Here is a 21633-nt window from a genome sequence, read left to right as displayed (position 1 = left end):
GGCGGCAGTTGGCGAGTCAGCGGGCGCGCCCCAGGGCTGTCAACTGGGGCGCACCCGTCTGGCATATGCCAACGTCATGAGCAGGGGGCTAACGGCGAGGTCACAGCACCGCGTTGAGGAACTCGCGCGTACGTTCGTGCGACGGATCGGAGAAGATTTTCTCCGGCGGTCCGGACTCCACGACCCGGCCCGCGTCGAACATCAGCACCTTCTCCGAGACATCCCGGGCGAAGTTCATCTCGTGGGTCACGCAGACCATGGTGATGTCGGTGTTCCTGGCGATGTCCTCCAGCAGCTCCAGCACCCCGGCCACCAGCTCCGGATCGAGCGCGGACGTCACCTCGTCCAGGAGCAGGATCTCCGGCTCCATGGCCAGGGCGCGGGCGATGGCGACCCGCTGCTGCTGGCCCCCGGAGAGCTGCGAGGGGTGGGCGTCGACCTTCGCCGAGAGCCCGACCAGGTCCAGCAGTTCCCGGGCCCGGCTCTCGGCCTCCTCGCGGCTCTTGCCCAGCACGCTGACCGGGGCCTCGGTGATGTTCTGGAGCACCTTCATGTTCGGGAAGAGGTTGAACTGCTGGAAGACCATCCCGATCTTCTTCCGGGACTCCCGCAGCTGCTTCTCCCCCGCGGGCTTCAGGGAGCCGTCCGGGGCCCGTACGTGCGACAGCGGGGAGCCGTCCACCCAGATCACCCCGTCGCTGACCTTCTCCAGCGTCATCAGCAGTCGCAGGATCGTGGTCTTGCCCGAGCCGCTGGGCCCGATCAGGGTGACGTGCTCGCCGCGGTCGACGGTGAAGTCCAGCTCGTCCAGGACCACATGGTCGCCGTAGCGCTTCACCACCTTGTCGAAGCGCACCAGCGGCTCGCCCGTGCGCCCGGCCGCCGAGGCCGCGTCCTCGGGAGTGCCCTGGGAGGCCGGGGCCGCCGTCTTCTTGAGGAGGGAGGGGTCAGTGGCCAAGGCGCTTCTCCAGCTTTCTCATCAGCAGCGACGTGGGGTAGCTCGCGACCAGGAAGATCAGGCCGGCGAGGGTGAACACCTCGGTGTACGCGAAGTGGTCGGCCCCGTACTTCCGGGCCTCGAAGACCATCTCCTGCACCGTGATCACGGCCAGGAACGGGGTCTCCTTGAACATCGAGATCGCGTAGTTCCCGAGGGCGGGCAGCACATTGCGCACCGCCTGCGGCAGGATCACGGCCTGCCAGGTGCGCCGGGGCGACAGCGACAGCGCGCGGCACGCCTCCCACTGCCCCTTCGGTACGCCGTCGATCCCGGCCCGGTAGACCTCCGAGGTGTACGCGGCGTAGTGGACGCCCAGCACCGCGATCCCGATGTACAGCGGCTCCACCGAGCTGAACAGTGCTGCGGCCCCCACCAGTTGGACGAGCAGCGGGGTGGAGCGCACGAACTCCGTGACGGCCCGCACCGGGACCGTGACGAACTTGCTGGGGGCGCGCCCGGCCACCGCGACGGCAAGCCCCAGCACGGCCGCCACCAGAGTGCCGAGCACGGTGGCGAGCAGGGTGACCCGGAACCCTTCCAGCAGCAGGGGCAGGGACTCCCCGACGGCGTTCCAGTCGAAGCCGTTCACCGGGTACCTCCCACGGCGGTCGCGGTCGTGCTACGGCTCTTGAGCAGGCCCTTGGCACCGGTGTCCAGGCCGAGCCGCCGCTTGGCGCCGCGCTCCAGCAGGTTCATCAGCAGGGTCAGCGCGTAGGCCAGGACGAAGTAGGCGGCCAGCAGGGTCAGATAGGCGGTCAGGGTCTCACCGGTACGGTCGCGCAGCTGCTGGATCACCGTCATCAGATCGGCGGCCGAGATCAGCCACAGCAGCGGGGTGCACTTCAGCAGCTGGATCAGCAGATTGGTGAAGCTCGGGATCATCTGCACCCAGGCCTGCGGCAGGATCACCTTCCACAGCCGCCTGGCCGGGCTGAGGTTGAGCGCAATCGCCGCCTCGTACTGCCCCCGCGGTACGGAGTTGATGGCGCCGCGCACCACTTCGGCACCGTACGCACCGTAGTTGAGGCCGAACGCGACGACCCCGCAGATCAGCGGGGTCAGTTCGTAGCCGGTCAGCAGCGGCATCGCGTAGTAGAGCCAGAACAGCTGGATGTAGAGGGAGGTCCCCCGGAAGAACTCCACGACCACCCGGGAGAACCCGCGCGCCAGGAGCAGCTTGCTGCCCGCCATCAGCCCGAGCGCGAAGGCCAGCGCCCCGGCCAGCAGCGCGCCCAGGACCGTGGCCTCCAGCGTCACCCACAGGCCCGAACGGACCTGGGGGAACTCCTCGACGAGGAGGGAGAAGAAGTCACTCATGCGTGTGCGTCCGCCCCGTCAGCCCTTGCACAGATCCGCGGTCTTCAGGTCGGCGGGCGGGATCTCCGTCTCCCCGAACCCGTACGGCTCCAGCAGCTGCACATAGCGCGAGCGGTCCGAGACGATCTTCTTGAGCTCCCGGTTGAAGGAGTCCCGCAGGTCCTCGTTGCCCTTGCGGAAGACCGCGCCGCCCGGCGAGAACTGCTCCTTGCCGTCGAGCTTCGGCAGGAACGCCTCGGTGACCTCGGTGTCCGGGTTGGTCTTCGCCAGCCAGCGCAGCGAGATCCCGGTGAGCAGGAACGCGTCGATCCGGCCGCCCTTGACGGCGTCGGCCCCGTCCTGCGGCTTCTGCAACGTCTTGATCCTGTCCTCGGGGATGCCCGCGCCCTCGGCGTAACTGCCCTCCACCGCACCGGACATCACGCCGACGGTGATCCCGGCCTCCTTGGCGGAGGCCAGGTCGGTGATGTTCTTCGGGTTGCCCTTCTTCACCATCAGCGCGGTCGGCGAGATGAACTCCGGCTCGGAGAAGATCGCGTTGCCGCAGCGCTCCGGGGTGATGGCCATGCCCGCGCTGACCACGTCGTACTTCCCGGCCTGGAGGCCCGGGATCAGCCCGTCCCACTCGGAGAGCGTCGGCTTCAGCTCATCCACGCCCAGCGCCTTGAAGATCTCCCGGTGCAGGGTCGGGGCCTCGCCCTTCAGCTCCTTGCCCTCCAGGTAGCCGTACGGCGCCTCGTTGGCGTACGCCACGCGCACGAAGCCCTGCTTGCGGAGCTTGTCGAGGGCGCCCTCACCGGTCGCGGCGCCGGAGTCGGTCTTGCTGCACGCGGTGAGCAGGCCGGGAACGACGAGGAGGCCGCCCACGGCCGCCGTTCCGTTGAGAAAACCCCGGCGGGACAGGTTCGGGAATTCAGCCATGGTTCGCAATCTCCTGGAGGTCGAACAGTCCGGACAGGGTGAGCGCCTGCCCCGTCCCGTACGTCTATGCAGGAAGCCGGGGCCTGTAACCGAACAGTGGCCGGAAGGTGACGTTCCCGTGCCCTGGGGCGGGTGGAGGGCGAGGGATCAGCCGGTGCCGGTGCGGGTCTCGGTCTCGGTCTCCGTGCCGGTCTCGGTGTCCGTGTCCGTGCCTGCGCCCGCCTCCGTGCCCGTGCCTGTGTCCGTGTCCGGGGACGGGACGTAACCGCGTTCCTTGTCCACCACGTTCGGCAACGGCTCGCCCCGCGCCCACCGTTCGTACATCGCCACGAACTGCTCGCCCAGCCGGTCGCGCCACCCCACCGTGTCCCCGCTCAGGTGCGGCGAGACCAACAGGCCCGGAACATCCCACAACGGGCTGTCCGGGCCCAGCGGTTCGTCCTCGAACACGTCGAGCGCCGCGCCCGCGAGCCAGCGGCGGTTCAGCGCGTCCACGAGGTCGGCCTCCACCACGGCGGCCCCCCGCCCCACGTTGATGAACCGCGCCGACGGCTGGAGCAGACCGAAGAAGCGGGAGTCGAACATCCCGCGCGTCGCGTCGGTCAGGGGGGCCGCGGCGATCACCCAGTCGGCCCGGGCCGCCAGCCGGTCCAGATCCGCCACACCGTGGATGGTGCGCCGGGCGGTCCGCCCCACCAGGGCCACCGTGACCCCCAGGCCGTGCAGCAGCCGGGTGATCTCCCGGCCGATCGGCCCCGCCCCGACCACCACCGCCCGCGTGCCGGCGACCTGCTGTCCCTCGCGGTGGTGCCAGTGCCGCTCCCGCTGGAGCTCCAGGGTGCCGGGAAGGTCCTTGGCCAACGCCAGTACCAGCCCCGCCACGTACTCCGCGATCGGCCGCTCGAAGACTCCCCGCGCGTTGGTGAGAACGGTGTCGGAGGCGACCAGCTCCGGGCAGAGCAGCCGGTCCACGCCCGCGCTCGCCGTGTGCACCCACCGCGGCCGCGCCCCCGGACCCGGCCAGGCCTCCCGTACCGCGTCGGAGGTGAAGTCCCACACCAGCAGGACGTCGGCGTACGGGAGCTTCCCGGCGAGCGAGGAGGCGTCCGCGTACCGCACGTCCACCCGGCCGGTCAGCCGGCCCAGGCGCGGGGGCTGGGGCGGATCGGCGTCGAGGACGAGCAGCACGGGGTTCGGCATCGCGGGTCGGCCCTCCGGCAGCGGTACGGACGCGGGAACAGCGGTCGGACGCGCCCACGCTCGCAGCAGGGCCCCCCGCCGTCAACGACGCCGGGCCGCGCGCCCGACACCTCGGGCCCACCGGAGGAATACTGGGAACAAGTCGGGGCATTAGTGACCGGTCGCGCGGTCACGGCCCGCCCGGCAGGTCCGGCGGGCCGCCGCACCCGCAACGGGGACGGTGCCGCGCGGCAGGCCGTCGACGTACAGGAAGGGTGGACATGACGACCGTAGGACTTCTCTACCCGGGCCACGCCGCCGAGGACGACTTCCCACGGATCGAGATCCTGCTCGACACCGACATCCGGCTGCCCCTGTTCGCCACCGACCCCGGCGAGGACGCCTGCCACCCCGGCGCACTGCGCGAGCGGGGCGCGCCCGGCCGGATCGCCGAGGGCATCGAGGAGCTGCGCCTCGCGGGCGCCGAGGCGCTGGTCTGGGCGTCCACCGGAGGCAGCTTCGGGTACGGCTGGGAGGGCGCCCACGAGCAGGTCGCCACGCTCGCCAGGACGGCGGGGCTGCCCGCCTCCAGCACCTCGATCGGCTTCGCCCACGCGGTACGGGAGCTGGGCGCGCGCCGCGTCGCCGTCGCGGCCCCCTACTCCGAGGACGTCACCGGGCTCCTCGCCCAGTTCCTGGCGTCGGCGGGCGTCGAGGCCGTCGGGGCCGCGTCCGGTGGGGCCGCCTCCTCGGCCGAGGCCGGGTCCTGGGGGCCGGAGCGGGTGAAGCGGCTGGCGCTGGAGGCCGACGACCCGGACGCCGAGGCGGTGCTGATCCCGGGCACGTCCCTGCACACCGCCGCGTACATCCCCGAACTGGAGGAGGCGCTCGGCAAGCCGGTCCTCACGGGGAACCAGGTCACGGTGTGGGAGGGGCTGCGCCTCACCGACCGCAGGATCTGGGCCCCCACGCTCGGCACGCTGTTCTCCACCCGTGAGCCGGTGCCCGGGTCGCTGGAGCCGAAGGGCATCGAGGTACGGGAGTAGGGACCCGTCCCGGGGAGAAGGCGGCCCGGCGGAATAAACGGAGCCATCCTCCTGTTGCACCCCTCCGATACGTACGACGAGTACCACCGGGAGAGGGCCGACACGTGGACGAGATCCGAGGCGACGAGACGGGCGGCGACGGAATCCGAGGTACGGCGGTCGGCACGGCCCCCGTTCCGCTGTCCGTCCTCGACCTGGTCACCGTGGGGCAGGGCCGCACCGCGACCCAGGCCCTGCGCACCGGCGTGGAGATCGCCAGGCTCACCGAGAGCCGCGGCTTCCACCGCTACTGGGTCGCCGAGCACCACTCCATGCCCGGGGTCGCCTCGTCCTCCCCGGCCGTGATCCTCGCGCACATCGCCGCCCACACCGAGCGCATCCGGCTCGGCTCCGGCGGGGTCATGCTGCCCAACCACGCCCCGCTCGTGATCGCCGAGCAGTTCGGCACCCTGGAGGCGATGGCCCCCGGCCGGATCGACCTGGGCCTCGGCCGGGCCCCCGGCACCGACGGTGCGACGGCGGCCGCCCTGCGCCGCAGCGACCGGCTCAACGAAGGGGCCGATGACTTTCCGCAGCAGCTCAGCGAGCTGATCCGGTTCCTGGACGACGACTTCCCCGACGGGCATCCGTACAGCCGCATCCACGCCGTACCGGGCCCGGTCCAGGCGACCGCCCCCGGCGGGGTGCAGTCCGCGCACCGGCCGCCCGTCTGGCTGCTGGGCTCGTCCGGCTTCAGCGCGCGGCTGGCCGGGACGCTCGGGCTGCCGTTCGCCTTCGCGCACCACTTCTCGGCACAGAACACCATCCCGGCGCTCGACCTGTACCGCGAGTCCTTCCGGCCCTCCGCGGTGCTGGACGCCCCGTACGCCCTGATCGGAGTCTCGGCGCTGGCCGCCGACGACGAGCGCGAGGCCCGCCGCCAGGTGCTGACCGGCGCTCTGTCGATGGTCCGGCTGCGCACCGGACGGCCGGGGCTGATCCCGAGCCCGGCGGAGGCGGAGGCGTACGCCTTCTCCCCGATGGAACGGGAGTTCGTCGACGGCTGGCTCGCCAACGTCGTCCACGGCACCGCCGACGAGGTCCGCACCGGCCTGGACGACCTGGCCAAGCGCACGGGCGCGGACGAGCTGATGATCACCGCGAACGCGCACGGCGGGGACGCCCGACTGCGGAGCTACGACCTGATCGCGGACGCGTACGGACTGCCCGCGGCCTCCTGACCGCTGTCCCGTGGTCCCGGTCAGCCCTCCAGCGGCCGGGACCCGATCAGCCCGGCGATCCGCTCCGGCGCCACGGCCCGCGAGTACAGCCAGCCCTGCCCCGTGTCGCAGCCGATCCGCCGCAGCCGCTCCGCCTGTCCGGCCGTCTCCACGCACTCCGCGGTGACGGTCAGGCCCAGGCGGTGCGCCAGCTGCACCATGGCCTCCACGATCGTCTCGTCGGCCGGGCTCGGGTGCGTACCGTCCTCGTACCGGAAGCCCTTCACGAACGCGCCGTCCAGTTTCAGTACGGAGACGGGCAGCCTGCTCAGATAGGCGAGGTTCGAATACCCGGTCCCGAAGTCGTCGATGGCGATCCGTACGCCCATGTCGCTCAGCGCCTGGAGTGCCCGCAGCGGGCGGCCGCCCGAGCCCATCACCGCGGACTCGGTCAGCTCCAGCTGGAGCAGCCCGGGAGCGAGCTCCGTCTCGGCCAGGATCTCGGCCACGTCGGCGACCAGGTCGGAGTCCCAGACCTGGCGTACGGCGACGTTGACGCTGATGAACAGCGGCGGCTCGGCCGGGTGGTCCAGCTGCCAGCGCCGGGCCTGCCGGCACGCGGTGCGCAGCACCCACCGGCCGAGCTGCACGATCGAACCGTCCTCCTCGGCGATGCCGACGAACCGATTCGGCGACAGCACCCCGAACTGCGGGTGGTTCCAGCGCACCAGCGCCTCGACCCCGCGCAGCACCCCGTCCGCCATCCCGACCAGCGGCTGGTACTCCAGCGTGAACTCCCCGCGCTCCACGGCGGGCCGGAGCGTGGAGGACAGCGACTGCCGGGTCATGCGATGGGCGTTGCGCTCGGGGTCGAACAGGGTCCAGCGGCCCTTGCCGTCGGCCTTCGCCCAGTACAGCGTGGTGTCGGCGGCCTGCATCAGACCGGTGGGCGAGGTGCCCGCCGCGGCCCGCTCCACCACGCCGATCGACGCGGAGACCGAGAACCGCTGCCCGGCCAGGTCGAACGGCTGCTGGAGCGCGGCGAGGACCGAGCGGGCCAGGTCGGTGAGCTCCTGGGTCCCGGCCGAGTCCTCGACCAGGATCGCGAACTCGTCGCCGCCCAGCCGTGCCACCAGCCGACTGCCGCCGGGGGTGCGGGACGCGTCGTTCTCGGCGCAGTCGGTGAGCCGCCCGGCGACGGCGGCCAGCAGCCGGTCCCCGGTGCGGTGGCCCAGGGTGTCGTTGATCGCCTTGAAGCCGTCCAGGTCCAGGTAGCAGAGCCCGATCCGGGCGTGCTGCCGGGGCGGCATCGAGTCGTCCTGGTACGGCGGGGTTTCCAGGGCCGAGGCGAGGCGCTCGAAGAACAGCGTCCGGTTGGGCAGCCGGGTCACCGGGTCGTGCATCTGGAGATGGCGCAGCCGCTCCTGGAGCTCCCGGCGGTCGCTGATGTCCGCGACGGTCAGCAGGACCCGGGCCGGCTCCGCCGCCGAGGTGCCGGTCATCGGTACGACGGTGACCTCGGCCCACAGGAAGCGCCCGTCGGGGTGCTTGAGGCGGCGGGTGCAGCGGAACCGGGAGCGGCGGCCCTGGAGCACCTCGCGGTAGGCGAGCCAGGTGCGGTCGTCGGAGGCGAGGTCGAACAGCTCGCACGCCTGCTGCCGGGCGAGGGCGGTCGCCGCCGCGCCCAGGAGCCCGCCGAGCGCCTCGTTGGCTCGCAGGACCTGGCCGCGGCCGTCGACGACGGCCATGGGGAGCGTGGCGGCGTTGAAGGCGGCGCGGTAGTCGCGCAGCTCGGACGCGGAGGGGCCGTCATCGGCGACGGCGGCCGGCGGGGCGGGGGCCGCGTCGGGGTGCTGGGCGGCGGGCGGATCGGGGGCCGGATGCGGGGCCGTCGTGTGACGCTCCGTGACCGGCGCGGGGGGTGTGCCGGGGGCCGTGCCTGCCGGGGCCCTCGGCCCTTCGGAGGTTCCGCTCACCGCTCGCTCCCGCTGTGAAGATTGTCGTGAACAGGTGGGGTCGGACAGGTCACCGGGTGGCGGCCCCGTCAAGGGGCCCGTTCCACGCGGGAAAGCGTGGTGAAGCATAGAGGGTGCCGCGTCGGCCGTTCCAGCTCGCCGTCCGGTGCGGGGCTCCGCCGGGGGCCGTGCGAGGAGTGTCAGCGGACGCGAGGGCACGTTCCGGTTTGCCCGGTCCTGATCATTTCTGTGCGTATCTGTTGCAATGGCCGATTTAACTGGCCGATAGTGACGTTCCGTGAAGGCGTGGGTGGTGGTATTGACCGCTTACCCGAGTGGGGCAGCACAACAGGACGTGCCACCGTGAACCGGCACAGGGTGGACGAGATGGACCGCGTTTCCCCACCCGGAGGTCGATGTGCCGTGCCGTCGCGGACCCGGGGGAGCGGAACGGCCGACGCTGCGCAGTGTGGCGGCCTCCGCGACCTCCCTCCTGGCGCTCGCCGCCATGTCGCTCGTCGCGGGACCCGCCGTGGCCGCCGCGCGGGGCGACGCCGCTCCGTGCGCCCTGACCCGGACATCGGCGCACCACTCGCTCGGCCTGGACACCTGGAACACGGCCTACCCGCGCCCCGACCGGAGCCTCGACGCGGTCATGATCTTCCTGTCCTTCCCGGACTCCGAGCCCACCCTCACCCCCGAGGTGCTGACTGCCGATCACTTCCCCTCCACCACCCGCTTCTTCGAGCGCGCCAGCTACGGCGGATTCACGCTGCGCCCCCACCCGCAGCGCGGCTGGACGCAGATGCCGCGCGACTCGACCTGGTACGCCGTGGAGCGCGACTGGAAAGCCGAGCGGCGCACCGCCTATCTGCGGGACGCCATCGCCGCCGCCGACGCTGACGTCGACTTCTCCGCCTACGACATCGTCTACCTGGTCGCCGACCCCGACGCCCCCGGCGTCGACTCCGACGCCACCAAGGTGGTCAACTTCGACACGCCGCTGCGCGCCGACGGCACCGACATCCGGCGCGTGGTGACGCTCTTCGAGCAGCACCCCCCGGACCGCAACGTCCTCGCCCACGAGACCGGGCACGTCTTCGACCTCGCCGACCTCTACCACCGGCCCGTCGACGGCAAGGGCGACTGGGACACGTACGTCGGCGACTGGGACGTCATGGGCAGCCAGTTCGGCCTCGCCCCGGATCTGTTCGGCTGGCACAAGTGGAAGCTCGGCTGGCTGGGCGGGCGGCAGGTCGTCTGCGTCCAGGGCTCGGCCGACCTCACCCTGGAGCCGGTCGCCGCCGCCCCGGTGCCCGGCGGGTCGATCGGGACCCGGCTCGCCGTCGTCCGCACCGGCCTCGACAGCGCCCTGGCCATCGAGGCCCGCAGCGCCACCGGCAACGACCGGAGCACCTGCACCGAGGGCATCCTGATCTACCGCATCCGCAGCGGGACGGCTTCCGGCGGCGGGCCCGTCGAGGTGGTGGACACCCACCCGGAGACCGGGGCCTGCTGGGACCGCTCGGTGTACCCGCCGCTCGCCGACGCCCCGCTCGGGGTCGGGGAGACCTTCACCGTCCCCGGCGACCGCACCCGCATCGAGGTCGCCGACCGTACCCCGGCCGGCTCCTGGACGGTCCGGATCACCACCGGCGTCTGAAAACCGGAATCCGGGGGAGCGCACACGAAGAAGCCCCCCGCTTTCGCGAGGGGCTTCTTCCGTCGGTGCGCCGTCAGGGACTCGAACCCCGGACCCGCTGATTAAGAGTCAGCTGCTCTAACCAACTGAGCTAACGGCGCCTGCTGACGTCGTAGACATTAGCACCCTGATCCGCCCGAGGAAAAATCGAATACGCGGTGCCCCGGGAGGTCGCCGACCTGCTCACCCGTACGCACGCCCAGAGCAGCACGTCGGGGCCCGGCAGCCACGGGTTACGTGTGTCCGGCGCCACCAGCCAGCGCGGCCCGCCGTCGGACGACGCGCAGGTCAGCGGCGGTACGGTCACGGCGTCCCCGGTGCCGTGGCAGAGCAGCGGCGGTACCCCGCCCCGCTGCTCGCCGGAGCCCGCGCGGCCGCCGGCCCCCCACTCCTCCCAGGCGAGCAGCGACGGCAGTCGCTGGGCCGTCCCGGGGGCCGCGAACAGCAGCATCCGGCCCCGGTGCGAGGCGACGGGGCCGGAGCCGGGGCCCTCGGACCAGAGCTGCTCCAGCATCCGGCGCCCGAACAGCGCGGGCACGTTGACGACATCGAAAGCGGAACCGCAGGGCAGCACCCCGGGCGCACCGGGGCGCTCCTCCCACTGGGCGAGCGTGCTGCGCGGATGGGCCGAGGCCCCGGCGAGCCAGGCGGCACCGGCGGCGGTGACCTGGGCGGCCTGTGCTCCGGTCTGGTCCCGCAGCAGGGCGAAGATGTCGACGCCGTGGTGCGCGACGGCGGCACCGGCCTGAAGGGTCGTTTCGTCTTTCAGCCATGCGCTCATGCAGCAAGGTCTACCGGGAGTGACGGAACTGTTTCCGAGAGTTGCCGGAAACCGGGACAGGGCGGGAGCGGAAGGAGTATCTTGCCCGCCGGAATATGCCACGGGACCTGACCCCCGGCCTGCTGCCGACGGCAGGCGTCGGGCGGCAGGGGTCGGGCGGGTCAGGTTCGTGGCCCGGTCCGGATCAGGTCCGTATCAGGTTCCCGTATCAGGTTCGCGGATCAGGTTCTGGAGGTGTCCAGCAGGGACCGGCCGAACTCGATCATCTTCTTCGCGTAGTCCTCGGTCCACTCCGCGCGCTCCGCGACGTCCGCCGCTGTCAGCCGGTCGAACCGGCTCGGATCGGCGAGCTGCGCCGCCGCTATCGCCTGGAACTCCACCGACCGGTCCGTCGCCGCGCGGAAGGCATGCGTCAGCTCGGTCGCGCGGGCCAGCAGCTCCCGGGGGTCCTCCATCGACTCCAGGTCGAAGAAGTGCTCCGGGTCCGCCGTGGCCTGAGACGGCTCGAAGAGCAGCGGCGCGGGGCGCAGCCGCTGCCGTTCGTTCCGCTCGGACTGTGTCATGTGGTGTTCCTTCCTCGGACGACCTGGTGACCGGACGGCCCGGACGTGCCGCACGGCCACCCTCCATTGTCCAACCCCACGCAAGGGGGCCGGGGCGTGCGCAGGGGGCGCGGGGGCGCGCCCGTGCTCAGGGCCGCCACCGCACCCGCCGCTCCGCGAGGTGGGCCAGCACTGCGTGGTTGGCCTCCCAGCCGTCGGGGAACTTCACCGTGACACCCAGCTGGACCGGCTCCGTGGACGGGTGCTCGTCCAGCAGCTCGGCCACCCCCTCCCGGCAGACCACGATGCACGCGTGCCGGTGCCGCGAGGCCAGCACGCACAGGCGGCCCGTCTCCAGGTGGAACGCGGTCGCGTCGGGGCGGCCCGACAGCGGGTGCAGGACCACCGTGACGTCGAACTCGCGGCCCTGGAGCCGGTTCGCCGTGTCCACCGCCACCCCCGTGACGCCCAGCTCGGCGAGGGCCGCCCGTACCGCCGCCGCCTGGTCGCGGTGGGCCGTGCCGACCGCCACCCGGTCCGCGGTCACCGGCACCGGCTCGTCCGCCCGCTCGCTGGTGGCGACGCCGCCCCGGTCCAGCAGCCGCCGGACCACCAGCGCCACCGCCCGCACCGCCTCGGGGTCCGTACGCGGGGTGTGCCGGGCGGGCAGCTCCAGCAGCCCCCATCCGGACTCCGCCGCCTCGTCCAGCACCCGGTCCGGGCCCGACCCGTCCGAGGCCACCCCGAAGGAGAGCGTCCGGTCCCCGTGGTCCGTACCGCTGCGGAAGGGCGTGTACGGGTAGAACGCGTCCGACACCAGCGGGGCCGCCGACGCCGGAAGCCGCCACGACACCGGCAGCCGGTGCTGTGGCAGATCCGGGTTGTGAGCGAGCAGCGTGGACACCGCGCTCGCCGACGGGTCGTAGCTCAGCCCCGCCCACTGGTCCGCGCCGACGATCGAGAACGGGTCCAGCTGCCCCGGGTCCCCGACGAACAGCGCCCGCTCGAACAGCCCGGCCACGGCCAGCAGCGCGTCCGAGCGCATCTGGTACGCCTCATCCACGATCGCGTGGCCCCACGGCTCCACGTTCTTCACGTGTGCCCACTTGGCGGCCGTCGAGATCACCACGTCGAGTCCGGCCAGATCGGCCGCCTTCGCCGATTTCGTCACGTTGTCGAGGCCGTCCAGCACCTTGTCGTACGGGTCGGAGTCGTTGCTGTGCAGCCGCCCCACCGGCAGCTCCGGCTCCTTCTCCGCGAGGCGCACCACCAGGTCGTCGACCTGGGCGTTGGTCTGCGCGACCACCATCAGCGGGCGACCGGCGGCGGCGAGCTCCAGAGCCGCCCGGACCACCAGGGTCGACTTACCGGCGCCGGGTGGCGAGTCCACGACGATGCCGCGCGCACTCCCGCGCAGGGTGTCGTCCAGGATCGCGCCGGTCGCCCGCGCCGCCGCCGCGCCCGGATCGAAGACGGTGTTCACAGCGAGCCCTCCCGGACGGCGGCCGTCACAACAGGTCCCGTGATGAGGTTCGGGGTCACAGCAGGTCCTCCGGAGTCACGGGGTCGGGATACTCCGCGCGCGTGGCGGCGTCCGCGCCCGGCGGGCCGCCGTGGGTCCACGGCGTGTCCTCCGGGTCCGGCAGCTTCGGGCCGGAGCGCTGGTCGTGCTCGAACAGGGTCCAGGCGATCCGCTCCCCGGGCTCCGGCACCGAACCGGGCGCGGGCTCCTTGCCCCGGCCCATCCGGTCCAGGATCCTCAGCACGAGCAGGACCCCGCCGTCGTCGGCCGGGCTCTCGGAACCGTTACCAGAGGCCTCCGGACCGTCACCGAGGGCCTCAAGACCGCCACCGGGGACCTCCGGACCGTCACCGGGGGCCTCGGAGGCGTACCTTACGAACTCCGCCGTCTGCGGCTTGCCGTCCAGCGAGCGATACACCTTCGTCCGCTCGCCCAGGTGCGGGCACTCGCCCGTGCGGACGGTGACCAGCGGGCGCGGGGAAGGGCGCTTGGACTCGGTGTACGCCATCTCCACCCCGGCCACCTCGGCGAGGAACGCCTCGCCCGCCAGCCGCCGCCCCGCCAGCACCAGCGGATCGTCCAGCGCCTCCTGGGCCTCCAGCTGGGCCTGGGCGGTCTCCCGGGAGGCCAGCTTCTGCGCGGCCGTCACCGCGTCGTCGTGGCGCGGCTGCGGCGGCTCGCCCGAGCGCACCCGGTCGCGGTGGCTCGTGAACGACCAGCGGTCCCGGGTCCAGCGGTCCTCGGCCCGGGACCCCTCGGGCAGCTCCCGCAGCAGGTCGAGACCCCGCCACACCGCGTCCCAGGTCGGCAGCATGACCCGCGCCAGCAGGGAGCGGATCTCCCGCTCGGCGCCGCTCAGCTCACCGAGACGGGCATCCGCCGCGAGCCCGTCCTCGGCGGAGGCGAGCGCCGAACGGGCCCGGTCGTAGCGCTCGATGGCGGGGGCGAGGAGACGGTTGTCGAAGTCCGGGTCGGTGGCCGGACCCGCGGGCGGGCAGAGCAGCTGGCCCGCACCGTCCCGGGCCAGCTCGGCCCGGAGCGCCGCCTCGGCCCCCGAGGAGCCGTCCGGCGGATCGATCCAGGAGAGCAGCGCGCCCAGGTGCTGGTCCTCCAGGCTGCTCTGCCCGGTCGCCCAGTGCCGGTTCAGCAGATCCGTGGTGGCCAGCAGCAGTGAGGAGCCGGGCACCCGGGCCCGCTCCCCGTAATGCGTCAGCCAGCGGCCGAGCAGCGGGACGCGCACCGGGGCCGGATAGGGCGTGTCCGGGTCGTCGTCGGCGGTCCGGCGGAAACGCATGGACCGGCCAAGCAGCCGCACGAACTCGATGCCCGCCCGGCTCGGCACGATCAGCTGGGCCGCGTCCGTGCACAGCTCGACCTCGACCTTGGTCTTCTTGCCGGTCGCCGGATCGGTCTCGTTGCGCTCGGCGGGCTCGACGACGTCCGCGTACGCCTCGATGTGCGGAAGGACGGTCTCCGCCAGCTCGGCCAGGAACGCGAACCGCAGATCCCGGTCGCGGGGCTGGGCGACGGCCAGCAGCCTGGGCGCCTCCCGGTCCGTGCCGACCAGCGCCCCGAGCGGAGCCCCGGCCTCGCCTGCGGTGGTCAGCGGCACCAGCACCAGCGGCCGGTCCGTGAGATGGCGGTGGCGGACCGTCGCCAGCGGCTGGGCGCGGCCGGAGTCGACGGCCTCCAGCCGGGCGAGCGTGGTGATCAGCGACATCCGGCCGCCCCTTCCAGGGACTGTCCCCGCCCACGGAGCGCCGCCGCGCTCTCCAGCGCCTCGGCGCGCAGCGCGGCGGCCCGGCGCAGGGCCGCGACCGTCGGATCGGCGGGGTCGCCCTCCTTGCCCGCGGCGGCCGCCAGCACCCCGGCCACCGTGGTCAGCCCGCCCAGCTCACCGCGCACACTCCGGCCGAGCGCCTCCACAGCCCCCTCGGCCCGGCACTTCGCCCGGCAGTGGAACGCAAGCTCACAGGCGGCCAGGCACTCGGGCGCGTAGGCGGCGGTAACGGAGGAGACGGCGGTCTCCAGCTCCTGCGGCGAGCACGCGGGATCGAACGTCGTCCCCGCGGGCAGGGCGTCCGCGAGGTCCTCGATCCGGGTGAGCCGGGTCAGCTGGCGGCGGGTGACGGCCCGCTGCTTGCGTACGTCGACGACGGAGGCCGTCGGCAGGTTGGAGAAGTCCTTGGGGCAGACCAGCAGCACGCGGTGGCCGACCTCCGCGCCCTCGGTCACCGCCGCGACCCGCTCCAGCGCCAGCACGTACACCGCGGACTGCCGGGCTGCCGCACCGACCTTCGCGGCGTCGGCGGATGCGTCGATCATGGGGAACGACTTGATTTCGACGACGGTCCACCGGCCGTCGGGGTGCACCACCACCGCGTCCGGCTCCAGATAGGCGGGGGAACCCGCCACCTCCAGCGCCAGCATCGGGTGGTCCAGCAGCGCCCAGCCGCCCGCGGCCGTCGCCTCCCGCAGCGCGAGCGCGGTGCGCGCGGCGCGGCCCTCGGGACCGGCGGCGCTCAGATCGGGCGCGAACACGTCCGCACCCGGGGCCGCAGCGCCGTCGCCGAGGCGCTCGTACAACAGGCGCAGCAGCTCGGCGCCGCCGTCGGCCTTGACCTTCGCCTCGAACGCGTTGCCCCGCATGAAGGCGAACTGGGACTGCCCGAAGGGGGCGGGGGAGCCGAGTGCGGCGGCGAGCACGCCCTTGTCCACCCCGGCTCCGTCGAGCAGGGCACGCCGCTTGCAGCCGGGGTTCGCGGCGAGGGCGGCCAGTGCGCGGGCGTCGAGCGGATGCGGTGCTACGGAGGGGCCGCGCAGCTCAGCGAGCCGCTGCCGGAGCGTCGTCGCTCGCGGCCGCGTCGGCGGCGGCTCGGGCTGCCGCGCCTCCGACTGCCGTGCCGGGGGGATCTGCGGAGGAGGTCCGCTGGCCGGGGATTCGCTCACCCGGCGAAGTCTTGCACCCGGCACTGACATCGGGGGACACGGTCGCCGGAACATCCGCGGCGGCGGTGGCCCGGCCACCCCGGAAACGGTCCGCGACCGGACGGGCGATCCGGGCCCTGCCCCAGTCCTTGCAGCGGTCGGCGAACCGGATGACGGGCCTGGTCAGGAGGGCTCCGACGGCCATCACCGCGGCGCCCGCGACAGCGTCCAGGAAGTAGTGGTTGGCGGTGCCCATCACGATGATCGTGGTGAGCAGCGGATAGGCGATTCCCGCCGCCCGTACGAGGGGGTGGCGGCCGTGCCGCCACAGCAGGATTCCGCACCAGATCGACCAGCCGACGTGCAGGCTCGGCATCGCCGCGTACTGGTTGGTCATCCCGCTCAGCCCGCGCGGCGCGCTCGCCCCCTCGCCCCACCAGCCGTAACTGCTGTACTGCGCCATCGTGTCGACGAAGCCGTGGCTCGCGTCGAGCAGCCGGGGCGGGCAGGTCGGCATCAGCGTGAAGCCGACCAGGCCCAGCAGCGTCGAGTTCATCAGCCAGACCCGGGCCGCACGGTAGGAGGCCGGCCTGCGCCGGAACAGCCAGACGAGGACGGCCGGGGTGACCACGTAGTGCAGCGAGGCGTACGCGAAGTCGGCGGGTATGCCTATGGACGGGGTGGTGGTGAAGAGCCGGTTCAGCGGATGCTCGGCGTTCAGGAACAGTGCCTGTTCGAGCCGCAGGATCGCCAGGCCGTTGCCGACCGCCGTCGACACGTCGCCGTGCACCAGGAGGCGGCCCACCGAATACAGCGCGTACACCACCGCGATCAGTGGCAGCTCCGTCCACCAGCGGGGCCGATGACCAATCGCGAGCGGCGCGGTGGCGTGCGGCATCCGGTAGCTCTCCCCATGTTCATGCGGCCGACGGCGAGCGTTCAACCGTACGGCGGCACAGTGCCGCCGATTCCCCCGGGGGTCCTCTTCCGGACGTCCCGTACGCAGCGGTCCCCGCCGTGGTCCGTGGCTTCGGTGGGACGGCTGCTCAGGATGGGACGTAGGTACGGTCCCGGAGGTTGCCTGCGCGTGCCGTACGGGATGATGGAACCCCCAGCACCAGCGTTCCAGGGAGAGCCGTTATGGCACCGCGCATCCTGCTTGCCCGGCATGGCCAGACCCAGTGGTCGGTCCAGGGCAACCACACCGGCAGGACGGACATCCCGCTCCTGGACGCCGGCCGCGAGGGCGCCAAGCTGCTCGGCGAGCGGCTGCACCGGGCCCCCTGGGCGGGGCTGCCCGGTGTCGAGGTCCGCACCAGCCCGCTCGTCCGGGCCGCCGAGACGTGCGAGCTCGCCGGCTTCGGTGAGCGGGCCGAGACGTGGGATGCGCTGATGGAATGGGACTACGGGGCGTACGAGGGCCTCACCCCGGCCCGGATCAAGGCGGACCGGCCCGACTGGCTGATCTGGCGTGACGGGGTCCCGGACGGGGAGTCCGTCGCCGACGTCACCGCCCGCGCGGACGAGATCGTCGCCTGGGCGCGGTCGGCGGACCGGGACGTGCTGGTCTTCGCCCACGGCCACATTCTGCGGGCCCTGGGGGCGCGGTGGCTGGGCGAGGACCTGTCCTTCGGCGCCCGCATCCGCCTGGAGCCGACGTCACTGTCGGTCCTCGGCTGGGCGTACGGCCTGCCGGCCGTGGAGCGCTGGAACGACACGGGGCACTTGGAGCGGTAGGCGCTGGGAGCGGCGGTGCCCGCTGCCCGGAGCCCTGCGGACGGGCTGACCACGCGCCCCGCAACGGCGGCGGGGGCAGCCGCCCGGTCCGGACGGGCTGACCACGCGCACCGCCGGAAAGCTCTCACCGCTCACCGCACCACCGCCGACCCCCCGTGCCGGGTCAGGAACGCCGTGACCGGGGGCGGCCCGCCCCGGGATTCCAGCACTCGTGCCGCCCCCGCCAGCATCCCCCGGATCCGCGAGGACCGGACCCGGGTCAGCAGGTCCAGGACCTGGTGCCCGGTCGCCGCCGCCTCGTCCACCCGCCCCGCCCGGGCCAGGTCGCCCGTCAGCTGGGCCCGGTACAGCGCCAGGTTCCGGGTGAAGTGCGCGTCCTGGAGTGCCGTGGCCCGGCGCCCGTGCCGCGCGGCACGGGACCAGTCGCCCAGCGCCGACCAGCACTGCGCCTCCAGCAGCTCAAGCTCCGCCTCCCGGAAGAAGCTCATCCACTCGGGGTCCCCGGCCGCGGGCCCCCGCTCGAACGCTGCCCGCGCCCGCCCGATCGCCAGGTCGCACCCCGTACGGTCACCGAGCCCCGCCCGGCCCCCCGCCTCCCGCAGCGCGAGCAGTGCCAGCAGCCGGGGCGAGCCCAGGGTGCGGGCGGCCCGCTGTCCGGCCTCCGCCGCCCGTACCGCCTCCCGCGGCCGCCCCGCGTCCCGGGCCAGGAACGACGTGTTGCAGAACGCGTGCGCCTCAAGACCCGCGTCCCCGGACAGCCGGGCCGTGGCCAGTGCCTCCGCGTAGTGCGAGCGTGCGTCGTCGAAGCGGCCCGAGTCATGGGCCAGCCAGCCCACCGAGATGGCCAGCTCGCCCGCTCCCGCGTGCAGCCGGTCCGCGGTGGCGCGGCGCGCGGTGGTCCCGGCGTCCAGCAGTTCGTACGCCGCGCGAAGCGGCTGGGCGGCCCGCCGGTACAGCCCGTCCGCGCCGTGCCGGTCGTCCAGCAGCCGGATCTGCCGTACGGCCTTCTCGACGGCGCTCACCTCCGTCTCGCCGACCCGGCGCTGCGCGGGCAGGGAGACCCGGGTGGCGGCGGAGGCGGGCGCCTCGCCGAGCCCCAGGGAAGCGGCCGCCACCGTGGCGGTCCCGCTCGTCATGAATACGCGACGCAGCACGTCGCTCTCCTCGTCGGTTTCGTGGATGTCGCTGTGAAGCGCGAGTGGGGACACAGGTACGGACACGGGCGCGGGCGGAGGTTCGGGCGGGGGCTCGGACACGACCCGCGCCCCCCTCCCGCGTACGGTCTCGCGGGCCGAGAACCCCAGGTCGGCCAGGGACGCCCCGGGGAACATGTGCAGGAAGACCCGTTCGTAGGCGTAGTTGGGGCAGCGGATCTCCCCGGACTCCACGCGCCCCACGTAGCGGGCGTCGCACGCGACCTGCTCCCCGATCTCCCGCGCCGCTCTGCGCACCGCCGCCGCGAACTCCCCGGCGGAACGCTGACCGCGCAGTCGGCGGAAGGCGAGGTTGGGAACTGCCCCTGTCGACCCCATGGCCGGCCCCTCTCTGGTGCGGCCGGGTTCCTGTTTTCCGGTGTCCCGGCGGAGCAAGAACGTACCTGCTGTGACAGGACACACACGCAGCGTTTCTTCGCAAAAGGGGCATCTCTCCCTTGATCCGCCATGAACTGCCACCCTTTGCGGCGGTGTGGGCCCGTAGCCCTTGACGCACCCGTGCCGTTGGTCCATGTGGAGACGGAGTGCGGCTCCGTTCGGCGATGATTCGGCGATGAGAGGAGAGGTTCCCTTGTTGCATCTCGGCCGGGAGACCGGTTCATGGACGACCGCGACAACATGCTCGGCGGCCCCGGCGGCGAACCCGGTGCCGGAGCACGAGTCCTGCGACCTCGTCACGGTCCCGGCACGGCAGGGCCTGGAAGCCGTCGACATCCTCCGCCGCGGCGCCGACCACGAGGCCGTCGGCCCGGTCCTGCACGACGGAGCCTGCGACACCCTCGGCTTCCTCGTCCCACCGGGCACCGCCGACGCCTGGGACGTACCGGGCAGCGCCTGTACGAGGACGGACGGCCGCGGGCTGCGCGTCCCCGCCGAGCCGCCCGTCTCCGGCACCGGCTGGCTGCTCCCGCCCGCCAAGGGCACCCCGGTCACCGATCCCGCCGCACTGCGCGCCGCCCTCGACCAGGCGGCCCGGCTGATCGAGGCGGCCGACAACTGCTGCTGAGCCCATAATGGCCGCACGGGCGGAACACTCCGCCGCGGCCGGTGACCCGGGCCCCCACCAGCGAGGATCAGCGAACGTGGCACGTCGAGGAGGACCGGCCGGGGGCAAGGGCGGAGCAGCGGGCAGGAAGAAGGAACAGCGCCGCGCCGAGCGGGAAGAGGTCTCCTGCCCGGTCGACGGCGGACTCGCCGAGCTCATACCCGACCGGGAGCGGCCGCGCGGCAGCACGCTCCTGATCGACGGCGCCCCGCAGTCCCACGTGGACCTCGACGACCCCACGTACCTGTCGTTCGCCTACCAGCGGCGGCTCGGCCACATCATCGACCTCGCCGCGCCCCCGCAGCAGCCGCTGCACGTCCTCCACCTGGGCGGCGGCGCGTTCACCCTCGCCCGGTACGCCGCCGCGACCCGCCCCCGCTCCACCCAGCAGATCGTCGAGGTCGACGCACCCCTCGTGCGGTTCGTCCGCGACCATCTGCCGCTGGACGCCCAGGCCCGCGTCCGGGTCCGGGCGACGGACGCCCGCGAAGGGCTCGGCAGGTTCCCGGACGGCTGGGCCGACCTCGTCATCGCCGATGTGTTCGGCGGGGCCCGCACGCCCGCCCACCTCACCTCCGCCGAGTTCCTCACCGAGGTGCGCCGGGTCGTGAAGCCCGGCGGGAGTTACGCCGCCAACCTCGCCGACGGGCCCCCGCTCGCCCATCTGCGCGGGCAGGTCGCGACCGCCGCGGCCGTCTTCCCCGAACTGGCGCTCGCCGCCGACCCGGTGGTGTGGCGGGGCCGCCGCTTCGGCAACGCGGTCCTGTACGCCTCGGCCCTGCCGCTCCCGGTCGCCGAGTTCACCCGCCGGGTGGCGAGCGACCCGCACCCCGGCCGCGTCGAACACGGCCGCGCGCTCACCGACTTCACCGGGGGCGCGGCCGTCGTCACCGACGCGGCCGCCAAACCGTCGCCGGCGCCCCCGCCCTCGGTCTTCGAGAACCCCTGAGCGCCGCGAACTCCGCTACGGGTCGACGATCTGCACCAGCGGCGGATGTCCGTTCCAGGTGCAGAACACCGAATACGTCGCGCCGTTCGCGCCCTCGAAGTTGACCCGGATCCACGCGTCGTTCGTCCACACCCGCATCGACCAGCCCGGCTCCGGCGTCGCCGAGACCAGCTTCGCCGAGCTGCGGCCCAGCTCGAAGACCACCCGGCCGCCGTCGGTGCGATAGCTCTTCACCGCGCCCGACCCCGGGGGCGCGGCAGGCTTCGCCGGGGTGCCCGACGGCGTACGGGAGGGGTCCGGGGCCGACGGCGAAGGGCTCCCGCTGCTGGTGCGCGGCGAGGGGGAGGGCGACGGCGAGGCGCGGTGCGTCGAGGAGACGAGCGGTTCGCCGGTGCTCTGCCCGATGCGCTGCGGAGGCCCCGAACCCACCGAGATCGGCACGGCCCGGGGCGGGTCGTAGGCCGTCCCCGTCATGACCGTGTGCACACCCCACCACGACAGCGTGACCGCCGCGCCGGTGGCGAGCGACCACGCGATCGTATGGACGAGTCCTCGTTGCATCCGGCGCATTCTGCACCACCCGGACCCGGGCTGTC

Annotated in this window: 20 protein-coding genes and 1 tRNA gene; 6 read left to right on the top strand and 15 right to left on the bottom strand. The window is 73.2% G+C overall.

Annotated features, from left to right (window positions below):
• Positions 1-100: 100 nt before the first annotated feature.
• The 5 genes from ehuA to RI138_RS10430 all read right to left on the bottom strand — a co-directional run bounded on the left by ehuA (position 101) and on the right by RI138_RS10430 (position 4438).
• Entirely contained in the window at positions 101-958 is an 858-nt protein-coding gene (ehuA, locus tag RI138_RS10450) for an ectoine/hydroxyectoine ABC transporter ATP-binding protein EhuA (protein WP_311119688.1), read from the bottom strand.
• Complete coding sequence (gene ehuD / locus RI138_RS10445; protein WP_096625551.1) at positions 948-1589, bottom strand: ectoine/hydroxyectoine ABC transporter permease subunit EhuD; 642 nt, start codon at positions 1587-1589, stop codon at positions 948-950. Before ehuD ends, ehuA begins: the two co-directional genes overlap by 11 nt.
• The gene (gene ehuC, locus RI138_RS10440) at positions 1586-2317 is read right to left on the bottom strand and encodes an ectoine/hydroxyectoine ABC transporter permease subunit EhuC (protein WP_311119687.1); all 732 of its coding nucleotides are present in this window, start codon (positions 2315-2317) and stop codon (positions 1586-1588) included. Before ehuC ends, ehuD begins: the two co-directional genes overlap by 4 nt.
• 18 nt (positions 2318-2335) lie before the next feature.
• A complete protein-coding gene (gene ehuB / locus RI138_RS10435; protein ID WP_096625554.1) occupies positions 2336-3238 on the bottom strand; it encodes an ectoine/hydroxyectoine ABC transporter substrate-binding protein EhuB in 903 nt (300 codons plus the stop codon).
• Positions 3239-3385: 147 nt separating this feature from the next.
• Entirely contained in the window at positions 3386-4438 is a 1053-nt protein-coding gene (locus RI138_RS10430) for a D-2-hydroxyacid dehydrogenase (protein WP_311119686.1), read from the bottom strand.
• Between the two features lie 260 nt (positions 4439-4698).
• Here RI138_RS10430 and RI138_RS10425 point away from each other — a divergent pair, with 260 nt between their 5' ends.
• Positions 4699-5463, top strand: a complete 765-nt coding sequence (locus RI138_RS10425) for a maleate cis-trans isomerase family protein (RefSeq protein ID WP_311119685.1) — start codon at positions 4699-4701, stop codon at positions 5461-5463.
• A gap of 104 nt (positions 5464-5567) precedes the next feature.
• Positions 5568-6683, top strand: coding sequence for an LLM class flavin-dependent oxidoreductase (locus tag RI138_RS10420; RefSeq protein WP_311119684.1), 1116 nt, complete (start codon positions 5568-5570; stop codon positions 6681-6683).
• Positions 6684-6703: 20 nt separating this feature from the next.
• Here the strand turns inward: RI138_RS10420 and RI138_RS10415 are convergent, their stop codons facing one another.
• Positions 6704-8638 carry a putative bifunctional diguanylate cyclase/phosphodiesterase gene (locus RI138_RS10415; RefSeq protein ID WP_311119683.1) on the bottom strand — a complete coding sequence of 645 codons (1935 nt, stop codon included), beginning with the start codon at positions 8636-8638 and terminating at the stop codon, positions 6704-6706.
• 397 nt (positions 8639-9035) lie between these two features.
• On the opposite strand from RI138_RS10415, the gene RI138_RS10410 reads away from it, so the two are divergent.
• Positions 9036-10280: a M6 family metalloprotease domain-containing protein gene (locus tag RI138_RS10410; RefSeq protein WP_311119682.1), complete on the top strand. Its 1245-nt coding sequence runs from the start codon at positions 9036-9038 to the stop codon at positions 10278-10280.
• A 66-nt stretch (positions 10281-10346) separates the two neighbouring features.
• Here the strand turns inward: RI138_RS10410 and RI138_RS10405 are convergent.
• The 7 genes from RI138_RS10405 to RI138_RS10375 form a co-directional block, all read right to left on the bottom strand.
• Positions 10347-10420, bottom strand: a tRNA-Lys gene (locus RI138_RS10405).
• On the bottom strand, positions 10411-11100 hold the full coding sequence (locus RI138_RS10400; RefSeq protein ID WP_311119681.1) for a bifunctional DNA primase/polymerase: 690 nt from the start codon (positions 11098-11100) through the stop codon (positions 10411-10413). Before RI138_RS10400 ends, RI138_RS10405 begins: the two co-directional genes overlap by 10 nt.
• A gap of 221 nt (positions 11101-11321) precedes the next feature.
• Positions 11322-11663 carry a hypothetical protein gene (locus RI138_RS10395; protein ID WP_311119680.1) on the bottom strand — a complete coding sequence of 114 codons (342 nt, stop codon included), beginning with the start codon at positions 11661-11663 and terminating at the stop codon, positions 11322-11324.
• A gap of 127 nt (positions 11664-11790) precedes the next feature.
• Positions 11791-13125 (bottom strand): AAA domain-containing protein, encoded by a 1335-nt coding sequence (locus tag RI138_RS10390; protein ID WP_311119679.1) that lies wholly within the window; start codon positions 13123-13125, stop codon positions 11791-11793.
• Between the two features lie 55 nt (positions 13126-13180).
• A complete protein-coding gene (locus RI138_RS10385; protein ID WP_311119678.1) occupies positions 13181-14884 on the bottom strand; it encodes a hypothetical protein in 1704 nt (567 codons plus the stop codon).
• Positions 14875-15882 carry a hypothetical protein gene (locus RI138_RS10380; RefSeq protein ID WP_311122841.1) on the bottom strand — a complete coding sequence of 336 codons (1008 nt, stop codon included), beginning with the start codon at positions 15880-15882 and terminating at the stop codon, positions 14875-14877. The genes RI138_RS10385 and RI138_RS10380 overlap by 10 nt, the downstream gene beginning before the upstream one ends.
• Positions 15883-15988: 106 nt before the next feature.
• Positions 15989-16990, bottom strand: a complete 1002-nt coding sequence (locus RI138_RS10375; protein WP_311119677.1) for a phosphatase PAP2 family protein — start codon at positions 16988-16990, stop codon at positions 15989-15991.
• 242 nt (positions 16991-17232) lie between these two features.
• Between RI138_RS10375 and RI138_RS10370 the strand changes: the two genes are divergently transcribed.
• Complete coding sequence (locus tag RI138_RS10370; RefSeq protein WP_311119676.1) at positions 17233-17829, top strand: histidine phosphatase family protein; 597 nt, start codon at positions 17233-17235, stop codon at positions 17827-17829.
• A gap of 131 nt (positions 17830-17960) precedes the next feature.
• Here RI138_RS10370 and RI138_RS10365 read toward each other — a convergent pair whose 3' ends face one another.
• The gene (locus RI138_RS10365; protein WP_311119675.1) at positions 17961-19361 is read right to left on the bottom strand and encodes an ATP-binding protein; all 1401 of its coding nucleotides are present in this window, start codon (positions 19359-19361) and stop codon (positions 17961-17963) included.
• Between the two features lie 253 nt (positions 19362-19614).
• On the opposite strand from RI138_RS10365, the gene RI138_RS10360 reads away from it, so the two are divergent.
• Both RI138_RS10360 and RI138_RS10355 read left to right on the top strand, forming a co-directional pair.
• Positions 19615-20049: a hypothetical protein gene (locus RI138_RS10360; protein ID WP_311119674.1), complete on the top strand. Its 435-nt coding sequence runs from the start codon at positions 19615-19617 to the stop codon at positions 20047-20049.
• A gap of 76 nt (positions 20050-20125) precedes the next feature.
• Positions 20126-21037, top strand: a complete 912-nt coding sequence (locus RI138_RS10355) for a spermidine synthase (protein ID WP_311119673.1) — start codon at positions 20126-20128, stop codon at positions 21035-21037.
• Between the two features lie 15 nt (positions 21038-21052).
• On the opposite strand, the gene RI138_RS10350 is transcribed toward RI138_RS10355, so the two are convergent.
• On the bottom strand, positions 21053-21598 hold the full coding sequence (locus RI138_RS10350) for a hypothetical protein (protein WP_311119672.1): 546 nt from the start codon (positions 21596-21598) through the stop codon (positions 21053-21055).
• Positions 21599-21633 lie beyond the last annotated feature (35 nt).

Source organism: Streptomyces durocortorensis, from assembly GCF_031760065.1.
Taxonomy (GTDB): Bacteria; Actinomycetota; Actinomycetes; order Streptomycetales; family Streptomycetaceae; genus Streptomyces.
This window is presented reverse-complemented; position numbering and strand designations above follow the sequence as displayed.

Excerpts from the sequence above, each read along its gene's own strand:
- RI138_RS10350 (WP_311119672.1), bottom strand. The coding sequence starts at position 21,598 with ATGCAACGAGGACTCGTCCATACGATCGCGTGGTCGCTCGCCACCGGC.
- RI138_RS10370 (WP_311119676.1), top strand. The coding sequence starts at position 17,233 with ATGGCACCGCGCATCCTGCTTGCCCGGCATGGCCAGACCCAGTGGTCG.
- RI138_RS10425 (WP_311119685.1), top strand. The coding sequence starts at position 4,699 with ATGACGACCGTAGGACTTCTCTACCCGGGCCACGCCGCCGAGGACGAC.
- RI138_RS10365 (WP_311119675.1), bottom strand. The coding sequence starts at position 19,361 with ATGGGGTCGACAGGGGCAGTTCCCAACCTCGCCTTCCGCCGACTGCGC.
- RI138_RS10375 (WP_311119677.1), bottom strand. The coding sequence starts at position 16,990 with ATGCCGCACGCCACCGCGCCGCTCGCGATTGGTCATCGGCCCCGCTGG.
- RI138_RS10395 (WP_311119680.1), bottom strand. The coding sequence starts at position 11,663 with ATGACACAGTCCGAGCGGAACGAACGGCAGCGGCTGCGCCCCGCGCCG.
- ehuC (WP_311119687.1), bottom strand. The coding sequence starts at position 2,317 with ATGAGTGACTTCTTCTCCCTCCTCGTCGAGGAGTTCCCCCAGGTCCGT.
- RI138_RS10400 (WP_311119681.1), bottom strand. The coding sequence starts at position 11,100 with ATGAGCGCATGGCTGAAAGACGAAACGACCCTTCAGGCCGGTGCCGCC.
- ehuB (WP_096625554.1), bottom strand. The coding sequence starts at position 3,238 with ATGGCTGAATTCCCGAACCTGTCCCGCCGGGGTTTTCTCAACGGAACG.
- RI138_RS10385 (WP_311119678.1), bottom strand. The coding sequence starts at position 14,884 with ATGTCGCTGATCACCACGCTCGCCCGGCTGGAGGCCGTCGACTCCGGC.
- RI138_RS10430 (WP_311119686.1), bottom strand. The coding sequence starts at position 4,438 with ATGCCGAACCCCGTGCTGCTCGTCCTCGACGCCGATCCGCCCCAGCCC.